Here is a 14,541-nt window from a genome sequence, read left to right as displayed (position 1 = left end):
CAAAAAGCCGATAAATATGGATATTGCTCGTTAGGGTGACGAACCTGGGTGAACCGGCTTCGTGTCGCCGGTCCATTCCGATTGGCTTCCCCCGGAACAGCGCTCCGGCTCCCCGCGACCCCCAGGACGGTCCGTGGCGACACCCCCCGCCGTGACGAGAACCGCAGCCCGGCCGAGTCGGCCGGTGCCGACCAGGCGCACCACCGAGCTGCTGCTGGTCCTGGCCGCCGTGCTGATCGCCGTGTTCGGCTACGTCGAGGTCGGCGTCAACCTGGACGGCAGGGTGCCGGCCGACGCGGCCGAGTACGGCGCCGCGCTCGGCGTGCTCGCCCTGCTGGCGCACGTCGTGGTCCGCCGGCGGGCCCGGTACGCGGACCCGCTGCTGCTGCCGATCGCGGTGCTGCTCAACGGGATCGGCCTGGTGGTGATCTACCGGCTCGACCGCGCGACCTCGGGCGTCGGCGCGGCCTCCACCCAGCTGCTCTGGTCGAGCCTGGGGGTGGCGCTGTTCATCGCGGTCGTGCTGCTGGTGCGCGACCACCGGCGGCTGCAGCGGTACGCCTACCTCGGGGCGCTGGTGGCGCTGGTCCTGCTGGTGCTGCCGATCTTCTTCCCGCCGGTGTACGGCTCGCGGATCTGGATCGTCGTCGGGCCGCTGTCCTTCCAGCCGGGGGAGTTCGCCAAGATCCTGCTGGCCGTCTTCTTCGCCGCCTACCTGGCGGTGCACCGGGACGCGCTGGCGCTCACCGGCCGCCGGGTCTGGCGCTGGCAGCTGCCCCGCGGCCGGGTGCTCGGGCCGGTGCTGCTGATCTGGGCGGCGTTCGTCGGCGTCCTGGTGCTGGAGACGGACCTCGGCACCTCGCTGCTGTTCTTCGGCCTGTTCGTGGTGATGCTGTACGTGGCCACCGCGCGCACCGGGTGGATCGTGATCGGGCTGGTCCTGGCGGCGGTCGGGGCGGTCACGGTGGGCTGGCTCTCGCCGCACGTGCACAGCCGGGTGGCGGACTGGCTGGACCCGCTGGGCTCGATCGCGGCGGGCAAGGGCGCCAACCAGATCGCCCAGTCGCTGTTCGCCTTCGCCTGGGGCGGGGAACTGGGCACCGGGCTCGGCAACGGGCACTCGGTGCTGATCGGCTTCGCCGCCAAGTCGGACTTCATCCTCGCCACCATCGGCGAGGAACTCGGCCTGGCCGGGCTCGTCGCGGTGTTCCTGCTGTACGCGCTGCTGATCTCCCGGGGGTTCCGGACGGGCATCGCGCTGCGCGACCCGTTCGGGCGGCTGCTGGCGATCGGGCTGGCCTCGATCGTCGGCCTCCAGGTGTTCGTGGTGGCCGGCGGGGTGCTCGACCTCATCCCGCTGACCGGGATGACGCTGCCGTTCGTCGCGCAGGGCGGCTCCTCGGTGGTCACCAACTGGATCATCGTGGCGCTGCTGGTGCGGATGAGCGACATCGCGCGCAGGCCGGCCCCGGCCCCGGCCCCGCCCGCGCCCGCGTCCGCGTCCGCGTCCGTGTCGGAGGAGGACTGATGGCGCGCACCCGCTCCCGTCCGCGCGCCCGGGGCAACGGGCCGCAGGGCCTGCCCGGCATCTCCGTCACCGGGCGCCGCGCGGGCGTCTTCTGCCTGCTGCTGGTCGCGGCACTGTGCGTCCAGGCCACCCGGGTGGAGGTGTTCCAGGCCAAGGACCTCAACCACAACGCCGCCAACCAGCGGCTCACCATCGAGCGGTACTCGCAGCCGCGCGGCAACATCCGGGTCGGCGCGGACACCGTGACCGGCTCCGAGCCCACCGGCGGCCGGTACGACTACAAGCGCACCTACACCGACGGCCCGACGTACGCGGCCGTCACCGGCTTCGCCTCGCAGGCGTACGGCAACACCCAGCTGGAGGGGGTCGAGGACGACCTGCTCTCCGGGACGGACAGCAGGCTGGCCGGCTGGGCGGTCTGGGACGCCGTCGCCCGCCGGCAGAACCCCGGCGGGGACGTCTACACCACCCTGAACCGGGCCGCCCAGGAGGCCGCGATGCGCGGGCTCGGCAGCCAGAAGGGCGCGGTGGCCGCGATCGAGCCGACCACCGGCCGGATCCTCGCCCTGGCCAGCACGCCGTCCTACGACCCGGGCAGCTTCGCCGGCTCCGCCGCGGCCGACCAGGCCGCCTGGAACCGGCTGCAGGCCGACACCGACCAGCCGATGCTCAACCGGGCGCTGCGCCAGACCTATCCGCCGGGCTCGACCTTCAAGGTGGTCACGGCGGCGGCCGCGCTCGCGGCCGGGGTGGTCACCGACCCCGACGCGCCGACCGACGCGCCGTACCCGTACGTGCTGCCCGGGACGACCACGCCGCTGGTCAACGACACCTCGGCGTGCGACCGGCCCGGCCAGTCGCTGGACACCGCGATGGTCTACAGCTGCAACAGCGTGCTGGGCTACCTCGGGGTGCGGACCGGGCTGGGCCCGATGGTGGCGATGGCCGAGAACTTCGGCTTCAACGACGCCAGGCTGGACATGCCGGTGCGCCCGGCCCGCTCCAACTTCGACACCACGATGAACCAGTCGCAGGTGGCGCTCTCCTCGATCGGGCAGTTCGACACCGCGGCGACCCCGCTGGTGATGGCGATGGTCGCGGCCGGGATCGCCAACGACGGGACGGTGATGCGTCCACAGCTCGTGGACAAACTGACGAAGGCCGACGGCACCGCGGTGCAGCTGATGAAACCCGCCGTGTACCGGCGGGCGATGACCCCGGCGGTGGCCGGGCAGGTGCAGAAGCTGATGACCGACGTGGTGGAGAACGGCACCGGCGGCAACGCCCGGATCGGCGGCGCGGTGGTCGGCGGGAAGACCGGCACCGCGCAGCACGGGGTGGACAACAGCGGGACGCCGTACGCCTGGTTCATCTCCTGGGCCAAGCCCGCCGGCTCGGACGCGGTGCCGCCGGTGGCGGTGGCCGTGGTGATCGCGGACAGTGCCGCCACGGACGTCACCGGCGGCGGGCTGGCCGCGCCGATCGCCCGCTCGGTGATGCGGGCGGTGCTGGGCCGCTGAGCCAGTGCTTTAGCTGCTGGGCGGCGAATCCGCCGTCTGCGAAGTGTCCGGTTTGTATAGACTGATGCGCCAATTCGTACAATGCGCCGATCCGGACTGTTCGTTTGCGACACTGGTGCTTTCGCGGGGTACTGTCCCATCTTTGTTCGGTTGGTCCCCGATGACACCCCATGGCGCGTCGAGTGACCGGCCGCCAGGACACCCTCCCCCGCCCAGAAGGACCGCAGCTGTGACCAGCAACTCTCTCGGTGCGCGTCTGCTGCGACGCAAGCCCGTCTCGTCCCTCATGGCCGAGAGCGAGGGCCGGGACGGCCCCCCGGCCGGCGCGCCCGAGGAGGGCGGACGCTCCGGCATCCACCTGCGCCGCACGATCGGCCTCTGGCAGCTGTCCTCGATCGGCATCGGCGCCACCATCGGCACCGGCATCTTCTTCGTGCTCAGCAGCGCGGTGCCCTCGGCCGGCCCGGCCGTCATCCTGTCCTTCGTGCTCGCCGCGGTCACCGCCGGGCTCACCGCGCTCTGCTACGCCGAGATGGCCTCCGCGATCCCGGTCTCCGGATCCTCGTACTCCTACGCCTACGCCACCCTCGGCGAGGGCGTCGCGTTCGGCGTCGGCATCTGCCTGCTGATGGAGTACGGCGTCTCCGCCTCCGCGATCGCGGTGAGCTGGGCCGAGTACCTGAACAAGTTCCTCCACCTGGCCTTCGGCTTCACCATCCCTGAGCAGCTGTCCGGCGCGCCCAACGACACCCACTGGTTCAACCTGCCTGCGCTGCTGCTGGTCGCGATGGTCTGCGTGCTGCTCACCCGCGGCGTCAGCGAGTCGGTGAAGGTCAACGCGGCCATGGTCGGGATCAAGATCCTGATCCTGCTGCTGTTCGTCGGCATCGCGCTCACCGGCTTCCACTCCGGCAACCTGACCCCGTTCATGCCGCTCGGCATCGGCGGCGTGCAGGTCGCCGCCTCCAGCATCTTCTTCTCGTTCATCGGCCTGGACGCCGTGTCCACCGCCGGTGAGGAGGTCAAGAACCCGCGCCGCACCCTGCCACTGGCGATCATCATCTCGCTGGTCGTGGTGACCCTGCTCTACATCCTGGTCGCCCTCGCCGGCATCGGCGCCCAGCCGTGGCAGAAGTTCCAGGGCCAGGAGGCCGGCCTCGCCCAGATCCTCCAGGACATCACCGGCCAGACCTGGCCCTCGATCGTCTTCGCGATCGGCGCGATCATCTCGATCTTCAGCATCACCCTCGTGGTGATCTACGGCCAGACCCGCATCCTGTACTCCATGGGCCGCGACGGCATGCTGCCCAAGCGCTTCGCCGAACTCTCCCCGCGCACCGGCACCCCGGTCTGGAACACCCTCGTGGTGGGCCTCGGCGTCGGCGCGCTGGCCGCCTTCGTCCCGCTGAAGGAACTGGCCGACATCACCAGCCTCGGGACGCTCATCGCCTTCTCGGTCGTCTCGATCGGCGTGATCATCCTGCGCCGCACCCAGCCCGACCTGCCGCGCGGCTTCAAGGTCCCCGGCTACCCGGTCGTCCCGCTGCTCAGCGTCGCCTTCTGCGCCTACCTGATCACCGGCCTGCACGCCGACACCTTCCGGGCCGGCGCGATCGCCCTCGCCGTCGCCGTGGTCGTCTACTTCGGCTACAGCATCAAGCACTCCAAGCTGGAGCAGCAGGCACAGGCCGCCACGGCGGACAGCTCCACCGGCCACCGCAACAGCTGAGCCGGACGAATCGGGACATGAGGGGCCGCCGACCACGACACTCGGCGGCCCCCCTCATGCCACCTCCCACGACGTGCCCCACGCCATGGCGACAGGGCCCGGCCACCACCCATAACCTTCCACCATGGTGAGCACCCGCACGCCCGGCTTCTCCCGCCCGCGCGGCCGCTTCACCGGCCGCAGCAGAACGCCGGCCCCGCCGACCCCCGCCCGAGCGCCGTCCGGACCAGGACGACCGCCCCTGGGCTTCTCCGATCGGCCGTTCCCCCGCCAGCGTGGCGAGAGCACGTTCCCGCCCACGCCCGATCGGCTGAATCCCGCCCGACTCGCCTCGATGCGCACCGTCCAACTGCTCGGCTGCCTGATCGCGGCCGGCTGGGCGGCCGCCTTCCCGCTCGTCTCCGACCTGCCCAACCAGCGGACGTGGGGCTTCATCGCGGCCCCCGCCTACGTCCTGGCCGGGCTGCTCTGCCTCACCCTGCCGCGCCGCTACGCGGCCCGCGCCGCCGCCGTGGTCGCGCTCGCCGGGGCCGTCCTCGCGCCGCTCGCCCTGCTCGCCGTGCAGGGCCGCCACCAGTCCGAGGTGATGGTGGTCGAACGCTCGGCCCACCTGCTGCTCACCACCGGCAGCCCGTACCTGCCGCACCCGGTGGTGGTCACCGACTACAACCCGTACCTGCCGGCCATGACCCTGTTCGGGATGCCGCGCCAACTGCTGGGCGACGGCTCCGACCTCGCCCAGGTCGCCGGGGACGCCCGGATCTGGTTCGCGCTGGCCTTCGTGGCCTGCCTGCTGGCCAGCTGGCGGCTGCTGCGGCCCACCCGCGAGCGCGCGCCGCTGCTGCCGCTCGCCGTGCTCACCGCCTCGCCGCTGATCTCGCTGGCCCTCGTCGTCGGCGGGGTGGACCTGCCGCTGATCGGCCTCTGCTGCCTCGCCATGGCGCTCGCCGAGCGGGACCGCACCGTCGGCGCCGGCCTGGTGCTCGCCCTCGCCTGCACCCTCAAGTGGACGGCCTGGCCGGCCCTGCCGGTCGCCGCCCTGCTGCTGTGGCGGCTGTACGGCCGCCGGCCCGCCGCCCGGACCACGCTGATCGCGCTCGGCACCGGCCTGGCCGTGCTCCTGCCCTCCGTGCTGACCCGGGCGGACGCGCTGCGCGAGCAGGTGGTGCGCTTCCCGCTCGGGCTCACCGCCATCCGCACCCCGGCCGGCAGCCCGCTGCCCGGCAAGGTGCTGGCCGGCTTCGGGCCGACCGGGCACTCCGTCTCGCTGGCGCTGATGACCATGGGCGGGATCGGGGTGGCCATCTGGCTGCTCGCCCGGCCGCCGGTGTCCGCGATTGCGGCCGCCGACCTGCTGGCCGCCGGGCTGGCGATCGCGTTCATGCTCGCCCCGGCCGGGCGGTTCGGCTACCTCGCCCTGCCGGTGGTCCTGGTGATCTGGCCGCGGCTGGCGGCCCGGCGCTGGAGCAGCCGGCGCCCGATCCCGCCGCACCGGCTGCCGGGCAGACCGGAGCCCGCCCTGCCGCGGGGCTGAGCGGGCTCCGTCCTGATGCGTGCGCCGGCCTAGCGGTTGCCGACCTTGAGCAGCGAGGCGACGGCCGGGCCGGCCGCGTCCACGCCGTGGCCGCCGCCCTGCACCTCGGCGGCGACCGCCATGTTGCCGCGGAAGGCGGTGAACCAGCTGTTGGTGGTGGTCGCGCCGGCGACCTCGGCGGAGCCGGTCTTGGCACCCGCGTTGTCGGTGATCCCGGCCATCACGTCCTTGGCCGTGCCGCCGGTGGCGGTGGCGTTCATCATCGCGCGCAGCTTGCCCGCGACGTCCGGCGCGATCTGGCGGGCCGCCGCCTGCTGCGGCAGGCCGGCGACCAGGATCGGCTGCTTAAAGGCGCCGCTCTGGACGGTCGCGGTGATCGAGGCGATGGCCAGCGGGTTCATCTGGACCTTGCCCTGGCCGATGTAGTTCATGGCCTGCTCGTCCTTGCTGCCCGGCGTCGGCGGCACCTTGCCGTCGGTGTTCGGCAGGCCGGTCTTCCACTCCAGGCCGATGCCGAACACGTCCTTGGCCGTGCTGGACAGCGTCTCGGGCTTGAGGCTGGTCAGGCCCTGGTTGATGAAGGCCGTGTTGCAGGACACCATGAAGTCCTGCTGGAGCGTGTTGTTGGGGAAGGCTCCCGGGAAGTCGTTCGGGATCGCGACCGGGTTGCTGCTCTTCTCCGGGCAGGCCACCACGGTGTCCGGGTTGACCCCGGCCTCCAGCAGCGCCGTCGAGGTGACGATCTTCATCGTCGAGCCGGGCGCGAGCAGGCCGGTGAAGGCCCGGTTCTGACCGTTGGCCGGCGCGTTCGCGAAGGCCAGCACCTGGCCGGTGCTCGGCTCGATCGCGGTGATCGACCCGGACTTGCCGCCCAGGTCCGTCATCGCCTTCTCGGCCGCCGCCTGGATGGTGTTGTCGATGGTCACCTTGAACGGCTTGCCGGGCTTGGGCTCGACGATGGTGAACAGCTTGTCCGAGGCGCCCTTGCCGGCCGGGTCGCTGATCACCACCGCGCTGCCCGCGTCCTGGTCCTTGTTCGGGTCCGGCGGCAGCAGCTTGTGGGCGTTGTCCTGGAGGGTGGACAGCAGCGCCGGGGTGAGCGAGGCGCCCTGCAGCGGCTTGCCGTTGCGGTCCACCACGGTGGACGGCGGGGCGAAGACCTGCTGGGTGGCGATCGTCTCGTTGCCGGACAGGTGAGGGTGGATCACCGTCGGCGCCCAGTGCACGGCCGGGGTGTTGTCGCTCATCTTCACGACGTTCAGGAAGCCGTTGTAGTCCCAGACCCGGTTGGTGCCGGCGAACTCGGCGCGCGCCTTGAAACCCATCAGCACACCGGTGGGGCCGGCCGAGGCGGAGGCCGACGGCGAGTCGGTGGCGCCGGGGGTCGCGCCCGCCGACGGCGTGGCCGAGGCGGAGGGCTTGGTCGGCGCGGGGGTGCCGGTGGCCGACGCGAAGGCCTGCGGGGTGGCCGGGCCGGCCGGGGCCAGGGTCAGCGCGCTCGGCTTGACCTGGTCGCGGAACGCCGTCAGCGCGGTGGTGGCCGCAGCCGGGTCGTCCGTCAGCGCGGCCGCCTTGTCCAGGTCACCGGCCGCCCAGGCCGCCAGGAAGTCCTTCGCACCGTTGGTCGCCTGCTCGGCCGAGGGCGGCTCGGCGACCACCGTGCGGGGCTTCTTCGCCGAGGACGATCCGGAGTCCGAGCCGCCCATCAGGCTGTACGCCCCGTAGCCACCGCCCGCGAGCACGGCGACGGAGACGCCGGTGATGATGCCGATCTTCGCGCCTCTGCGCATGGTGCTGTTCCCCCAAGGGTCTGCCGGACGGGCGCGACCGACCGGGGCCGGACACGCTGTTCCCCCCACCCTAGGCAGCGCCGATCGGTGCGCCGACGAAATGCCCGCGAGTTGTGACGGATCTGGTACGTGTCGTGCACCGCATACGGACGATTCAGGGAACAGCGGTGTCGATCAGATCCAGCTGTTGAACCACATCCGCTGCCGCCAGTCGTCCATCGGAATCGTCTGCCCGGTGAACAGCGGGAAGAAGAAGAGGAAGTTCCACACGATCAGCAGCACCAGCAGCCCGGCCGCCGCCGAACCGATGATCCGGCGGTCCCGGGAGGCCCCCGGCGGCCCGATCAGCGCACCGACCAGCATGGTCACCGCGAGCACCAGGAACGGGACGAACACCACCGCGTAGAAGAGGAAGATCGTCCGCTGCTGGTAGGCGAACCACGGCAGGTAGCCGGCGGCCAGGCCGCACAGCACCGCGCCCGCCCGCCAGTCCCGCCGCGCCACCCAGCGCCACAGGCAGTACACCAGCGCCACCACGGCCGCCCACCACAGCAGCGGGGTGCCGATGCCCAGCACCTCGCGGGCGCACTCGGCGGCCGTGCAGCCGCTCTGGCCCTGCTTGGGGGACTCGTAGAAGAACGAGACCGGCCGGCCCAGCACCAGCCAGGACCACGGGTTCGACTGGTAGGTGTGCGGGTCGCTCAGGTGGGTGTGGAAGTCGTAGACCGTCGAGTGGTAGTGCCACAGGGCGCGCAGCCCCTCGGGTATCCACGGGTAGTCGGTCGAGCGGCCCGCCGCCCAGTCCCGGCCCCAGCCGCCCCTGCCCGGAACGTTGCTGCTGGCGAACCAGCCCCACCAGGACGTGACGTAGACGACCAGCGACACCACCACGACCGACACGAAGGCCGGCACCACGTCCCGCGCGAGCGTCGCCAGGTACGGGCGCGGGGCCCCGGCCAGGCGGCGGGCGCCGACGTCCCACAGCACCGTCATCACGCCGAAGGCCGCCGCCACGTACAGGCCGCTCCACTTGGTGGCGCAGGTCAGGCCGATGCAGACGCCGGCCGCGATCCGGTACGGGCGCCAGCCCAGGTTCGCCCGCTGCGCGAGCACCGCGTCCGGCACCCCGCCGAGCCGGTCGGCCAGCCGGGCCCGGGTGCGGTCGCGGTCCAGCAGCAGGAAACCGAAGGCGGCGAGGATCCAGAACATCACCACCAGGTCCAGCAGCGCGGCGCGGCTGAGCACCAGGTGCAGGCCGTCCACCGAGAGCAGCAGGCCGGCCACGCAGCCCAGCAGGGTCGAGCGGAACAGCCGGCGGGCGATCCTGGCCACCATCAGCACCGACAGCGTGCCGAGCAGGGCCACCGCGAACCGCCAGCCGAAGGGGTTCATGCCGAACAGCATCTCGCCGGCGCCGATGATCCACTTGCCCACCGGCGGATGGACCACGTAGGAGGCCGTCGAGCGGTACGGGACGGCCGCGCCGGGCGTCATGATCTGCTCGTTGGCGCCGTCCGGCCAGTTGATCTCGTAGCCGCCGTGCCAGAGCGCGTAGGCGTCCTTGGCGTAGTACGTCTCGTCGAAGATGATCGCGTGCGGCTGGCCGAGGTTGGTGAAGCGCAGGATCCCGGCGAACACCGCCACCGCGATCGGGCCCAGCCAGCCGGACCAGCGGCACAGCCACGACCACACGGCCGGCGGCACGGACACGCCCAGCCGCAGCAGCAGCGGCGACGGGGGCACCACCGCCGGGGTCACCCCGGGGCCGTCCGGCATCGGCGGGACCAGGCGCTCGGCCAGCGGGGCCACCGGGCGGCCGGCGTAGCCGAACCCGGCCAGCCGCTCGCGCCAGCTGCGCGCGGCGCTGCCGGATCGGTCGGGGTGGTCCAGGTGGTCGGGTTGGTCCGGTTGATCGGGCCGCGCGGGGCTCCCGGCCTGGTCGGCGGGCCGCGGACCCGGGACGGCGGAGGACGGCAGGCCGGCCACGTCGCCGCCATCCTGCGCGGTGTGGTCTGTACCAGTGGGCGTGTGCGCCGCCGTGTCGCCGTTCATCCGCCACATCGTAGGGGCGCTTCTCGTACGTGTGACCGCTCCCTCGGAAGCTGCCCGAATCGTCACCAAAAGCCCCCGGGCCGCGGTAGCTGCAAGGATGGGGCCCGTGACAGGAGTACTCGTTCTCGCAGGCACCCCCATCGGCGACGTCTCGGACGCCCCGCCCCGGCTGCTCACCGAACTCGCCACGGCGGACGTGATCGCGGCCGAGGACACCCGGCGGCTGCGCCGGCTCACCCAGGCGCTCGGGGTGACCCCGGCCGGGCGGGTGGTCTCCTACTTCGAGGGCAACGAGGTCGGCCGCACCCCCGAACTGGTCGAGGCACTGCTCGGCGGCGCCCGGGTGCTGCTGGTCACCGACGCCGGCATGCCGTCCGTCTCCGACCCCGGCTACCGGCTGGTCGCCGCCGCCGTCGACGCCGACGTCAAGGTCACCGCGGTGCCCGGGCCGTCCGCCGTGCTCACCGCGCTCGCACTGTCCGGCCTGCCCGTCGACCGCTTCACCTTCGAGGGCTTCCTGCCGCGCAAGACCGGCGACCGGGCCCGGCAGCTCGCCTCGATCGCGGCCGAGCCGCGCACCATGGTCTTCTTCGAGGCGCCGCACCGGATCGCCGAGGCGCTCGCCGCGATGGCCGAGGCGTTCGGCGCCGACCGGCCCGCCGCCGTCTGCCGCGAGCTCACCAAGACGTACGAGGAGGTGAAGCGCGGGCCCCTCGGCGACCTGGCGACCTGGGCCGCCGAAGGCGTCAGGGGCGAGATCACCGTCGTCGTCGCGGGCGCCCCGCCGGCGGCGCCGCAGGAGCTCACCCCCGCCGAACTGGCCCGGCTGGTGGCCGTCCGGGAGGAGGCCGGGGAGCGCCGCAAGGAGGCCATCGCGGCCGTCGCGGCGGAGCTCGCGCTGCCGAAGCGGGAGGTGTTCGACGCGGTGGTGGCGGCCAAGAACGAGGCGAAGAGCGAGGCGAAGAGCGAGGCCGCGAAGGGGGCGGGGACGGGGCCGTGAAAGAGGGGTGAATTCCGGGGGGTTGCGGGACCCCGGGGGAGTCGTACCTTTGAGGGAAGGCCCCGGTAAACGCCCACGGAGCTGAAAGTTCGGTCGCGGTTTCCGGAACGATCCAGGCCTTTCGTATAGGAGTTCCCAACCCGCGTCCAACTCTTCACAAGCAGGGCATCGGCCGAGGCCGTCAGGGCATTTCCTGGAATGGAAAGACCCAGCCGGGCGAGCGCCCGGCGGGCGCTGGGAGACGGCTATGAGCGAGATGATCGGTAGCCCCCTCGGTGGCAACGCGCTGAGCGCCCCCGGCCTGGCCGGACGGCCGCACACTCCCGTCGAGACCGTGCGGGAGGCCTACTCCTTCGCCTGCCTGCGATGCGGGTACGGCTGGGAGCAGGCGTACGACATCGAGCACCACGCCGGCAAGGACGGGCACGTCGTGTTCGAATACCACGCCAACGGTGTCCGGGTACCGTCCCCGCTGCTCAAGCCGACCTGCCCGGGGTGTGGCGGACACACCGTCCGGATCATGCGCGAGGGCCGGGTCGCCACCGCCGACCAGTCCTGGCACCACGCCCCCGGCTACCCGGCGCACGCCGAGCCGGCCGGGGCGCCCCCGGTGACCGACCCCGCGAAGCCGCGCGGACGCTGGGCCCGGTTCTGGTCGCGGCTGCTGGGCTGACCGCCGGCACCGGGAGCGCACCCGGGGGCCGCCCGCCGCGAGCAGCGCGGCGGGCGGCCCCCGCCGCCGCCGGCCGGGCGGCGATCCGTCGAGGGCGGCGGGCGGCAATCCGGTCGAGGGCTGCGGGCGGGCCCGACTAAGCTTTCCGACCATGGCGGCCACTGCAGACCACAGCACCACCGGGGCGACCGCCCCGGCGTACTACGTTTCCACCCCGATCTACTACGTCAACGATCGCCCGCACCTGGGCCACGCGTACACCACCGTGGCGGGCGACGTCCTCACCCGCTGGCACCGCCAGCGCGGCGAGAAGGTGTGGTACCTGACCGGCACCGACGAGCACGGTCAGAAGATCATGCGGACCGCCGAGGCCAACGGCGTCAGCCCGCAGGAGTGGTGCGACAAGCTGGTCGAAGAGGCCTGGAAGCCGCTCTGGGAGCACCTGGAGATCGCCAACGACGACTTCATCCGCACCACCCAGCAGCGCCACACCGACCGCGTGCAGGAGTTCGTCCAGGACCTGTACGACAAGGACGAGATCTACAAGGGCGGCTACTCCGGCCCGTACTGCGTCGGCTGCGAGGAGTTCAAGCTCCCGGCCGAACTGCTCGACGGCGCCACCGAGGACGAGAAGCTCTGCGCCGTGCACAAGCGGCCGGTCGAGTGGCTGGAGGAGGAGAACTACTTCTTCCGCCTCTCCGCCTACGGCCCGAAGCTGCTGGAGTTCTACGCCGCCAACCCGGACTTCATCCAGCCGGCCTCGGCCCGCAACGAGGTGCTGCGCTTCGTCGAGCAGGACCTGAAGGACCTCTCGATCTCCCGCTCCACCTTCAACTGGGGTGTCCCGCTGCCCTGGGACGAGAAGCACGTCCTGTACGTGTGGGTGGACGCGCTGCAGAACTACATCACCGCGGCCGGCTACGGCAGCGACCCGGAGCGCTTCGCCGAACTGTGGCCGGCCTCCGTCCACCTGGTGGGCAAGGACATCCTGCGCTTCCACGCGGTGATCTGGCCCGCCATGCTGATGGCCGCGGGCCTGCCGCTGCCCAAGCGGGTCGTCGCCAACGGCTGGCTGATGGTCGGCGGCGAGAAGATGTCCAAGTCCAACCTGACCGGCATCTCGCCCACCGACCTCACCTCGCACTTCGGCGTGGACGCCTACCGCTACTACTTCCTGCGGGCGATCCCCTTCGGCACCGACGGCTCGTTCTCCTGGGAGGACTTCACCGCCCGGTACACCTCCGAACTCGCCAACGACTTCGGCAACCTGGCCTCCCGGGTCGCCGCCATGGTCGGCAAGTACTTCGACGGCGCGCTGCCGGCCGCCGCCGCCCCCGGTGACGCCGAGCAGGCCATCGCGGACGGCCTCGCCACGGCCCTCGCCACCGCCGACCGGAAGATCGGCGAGGAGCTGGACTTCGCCGGCGGCCTCGCGGCGATCTTCGAGTTCGTCAAGCAGGTCAACGGCTACCTCACCGAGCAGGAGCCGTGGAAGGTCGCCAAGGACGACTCGGAGCAGGGCCGGGCCCGCCTCGCCACCATCCTCTACACCGCCGCCGAGGCGCTGCGCGGCACCGCCGTCATGCTCAACCCGGTGATGCCGTCCACCGCCGAGAAGCTGTGGACCTCGCTCGGCGCCGAGGCCGGCCTCGGCGCGCTCGCCGCGCAGACCATCGCCACCACCGCCGACTGGGGTCGGCTGCCCGTCGGCAGCACCGTCACCAAGGGCGAGATCCTGTTCCCGCGCCTCGAAGAGAAGCCCGCCTCCTGATGTCTGCCAAGGACGACGCCCGGTCGACCCCGCCGCCACTGCCGGAACCCCTGGCCGTGGCGGTGGCCGACTCGCACACCCACCTCGACATGCAGGCCGGCACCCCGGCCGAGGGACTGGCCCGGGCCGCCTCGGTCGGGGTCACCACGGTCGTCCAGGTGGGCTGCGACGTGCCCGGCTCGCGCTGGGCCGCCGAACTGGCGGCCCAGTACGAGCAGGTGCACGCGGCCGTCGCCCTGCACCCCAACGAGGCGCCGCGGATCTTCCTCGGCGACGCGGACGGCTGGTCCGGCCAGCAGCGGAAGGCGGGCGGCGAGGCCGCGCTGGAGGAGGCGCTCGCCGAGATCGACCGGCTCGCCGCCCTCCCGCAGGTCCGCGCCGTCGGCGAGACCGGCCTCGACTACTTCCGCACCGGCCCCGAGGGCGTCGAGATCCAGAAGGAGTCGTTCCGCCGCCACATCGAGATGGCCAAGCGGCACGACAAGGCCCTGGTCATCCACGACCGCGACGCCCACGAGGACGTCATCGCCGTCCTGCTGGCGGAAGGCGCCCCCGAGCGGACGGTCTTCCACTGCTACTCCGGCGACGTCGAGATGGCCAAGGTCTGCGCCGAACACGGCTGGTACCTGTCCTTCGCCGGCCCGGTCACCTTCAAGGCCAACCAGCCGCTGCGCGACGCCCTCGCCGCGACCCCCCTCGACCGGGTCCTGGTCGAGACCGACGCGCCCTTCCTCACCCCCCACCCCTACCGCGGCCGGCCCAACGCCCCGTACCTCATCCCGGTCACCGTCCGCTCGATGGCCGACACGCTGGGGCTGCACGAGGACGAGCTGTCCACGGCGATCGCGGAGAACACGGCCCGGGCCTTCGGGTACTGAGCCGGTCGAACGAAAGTCGGATTCCGGCGGAACGATTCGGCACTCCCGGCTGCTTCTTAGGCTGGC

10 protein-coding genes are annotated in these 14,541 nt (G+C 72.3%); 8 read left to right on the top strand and 2 right to left on the bottom strand.

Annotation, left to right across the window (positions count from 1 at the left end):
* Nucleotides 1-151 precede the first annotated feature (151 nt).
* From OG556_RS14440 to OG556_RS14425, 4 genes are all read left to right on the top strand, one after another.
* Complete coding sequence (locus OG556_RS14440; protein ID WP_371517389.1) at nucleotides 152-1,528, top strand: FtsW/RodA/SpoVE family cell cycle protein; 1,377 nt, start codon at nucleotides 152-154, stop codon at nucleotides 1,526-1,528.
* Nucleotides 1,528-3,048 carry a penicillin-binding transpeptidase domain-containing protein gene (locus OG556_RS14435; protein WP_371517388.1) on the top strand — a complete coding sequence of 507 codons (1,521 nt, stop codon included), beginning with the start codon at nucleotides 1,528-1,530 and terminating at the stop codon, nucleotides 3,046-3,048. The genes OG556_RS14440 and OG556_RS14435 overlap by 1 nt, the downstream gene beginning before the upstream one ends.
* A 160-nt stretch (nucleotides 3,049-3,208) precedes the next feature.
* Nucleotides 3,209-4,777, top strand: a complete 1,569-nt coding sequence (locus OG556_RS14430; RefSeq protein ID WP_371517387.1) for an amino acid permease — start codon at nucleotides 3,209-3,211, stop codon at nucleotides 4,775-4,777.
* Between the two features lie 124 nt (nucleotides 4,778-4,901).
* Complete coding sequence (locus OG556_RS14425) at nucleotides 4,902-6,311, top strand: glycosyltransferase 87 family protein (protein ID WP_371517386.1); 1,410 nt, start codon at nucleotides 4,902-4,904, stop codon at nucleotides 6,309-6,311.
* A 29-nt stretch (nucleotides 6,312-6,340) separates the two neighbouring features.
* Here OG556_RS14425 and OG556_RS14420 read toward each other — a convergent pair whose 3' ends face one another.
* Nucleotides 6,341-8,101 carry a penicillin-binding transpeptidase domain-containing protein gene (locus OG556_RS14420; protein WP_371517385.1) on the bottom strand — a complete coding sequence of 587 codons (1,761 nt, stop codon included), beginning with the start codon at nucleotides 8,099-8,101 and terminating at the stop codon, nucleotides 6,341-6,343.
* A gap of 174 nt (nucleotides 8,102-8,275) precedes the next feature.
* Nucleotides 8,276-10,153, bottom strand: a complete 1,878-nt coding sequence (locus OG556_RS14415) for a dolichyl-phosphate-mannose--protein mannosyltransferase (protein WP_371517384.1) — start codon at nucleotides 10,151-10,153, stop codon at nucleotides 8,276-8,278.
* A 106-nt stretch (nucleotides 10,154-10,259) separates the two neighbouring features.
* Here OG556_RS14415 and rsmI point away from each other — a divergent pair, with 106 nt between their 5' ends.
* The 4 genes from rsmI to OG556_RS14395 all read left to right on the top strand — a co-directional run bounded on the left by rsmI (nucleotide 10,260) and on the right by OG556_RS14395 (nucleotide 14,475).
* A complete protein-coding gene (gene rsmI / locus OG556_RS14410; protein ID WP_371517383.1) occupies nucleotides 10,260-11,153 on the top strand; it encodes a 16S rRNA (cytidine(1402)-2'-O)-methyltransferase in 894 nt (297 codons plus the stop codon).
* A 247-nt stretch (nucleotides 11,154-11,400) separates the two neighbouring features.
* Complete coding sequence (locus OG556_RS14405; protein ID WP_371517382.1) at nucleotides 11,401-11,826, top strand: hypothetical protein; 426 nt, start codon at nucleotides 11,401-11,403, stop codon at nucleotides 11,824-11,826.
* A gap of 151 nt (nucleotides 11,827-11,977) precedes the next feature.
* Nucleotides 11,978-13,597, top strand: coding sequence for a methionine--tRNA ligase (gene metG / locus OG556_RS14400; protein ID WP_371517381.1), 1,620 nt, complete (start codon nucleotides 11,978-11,980; stop codon nucleotides 13,595-13,597).
* On the top strand, nucleotides 13,597-14,475 hold the full coding sequence (locus OG556_RS14395; protein WP_371517380.1) for a TatD family hydrolase: 879 nt from the start codon (nucleotides 13,597-13,599) through the stop codon (nucleotides 14,473-14,475). The genes metG and OG556_RS14395 overlap by 1 nt, the downstream gene beginning before the upstream one ends.
* Nucleotides 14,476-14,541: the final 66 nt, after the last annotated feature.

Origin of the sequence: Kitasatospora sp. NBC_01300, from assembly GCF_041435235.1 — a bacterium.
Lineage (GTDB): Bacteria > Actinomycetota > Actinomycetes > Streptomycetales > Streptomycetaceae > Kitasatospora.
The sequence above is the reverse complement of the archived record's forward strand: the minus strand, read 5'-3'. Positions and strand labels throughout refer to the sequence as shown.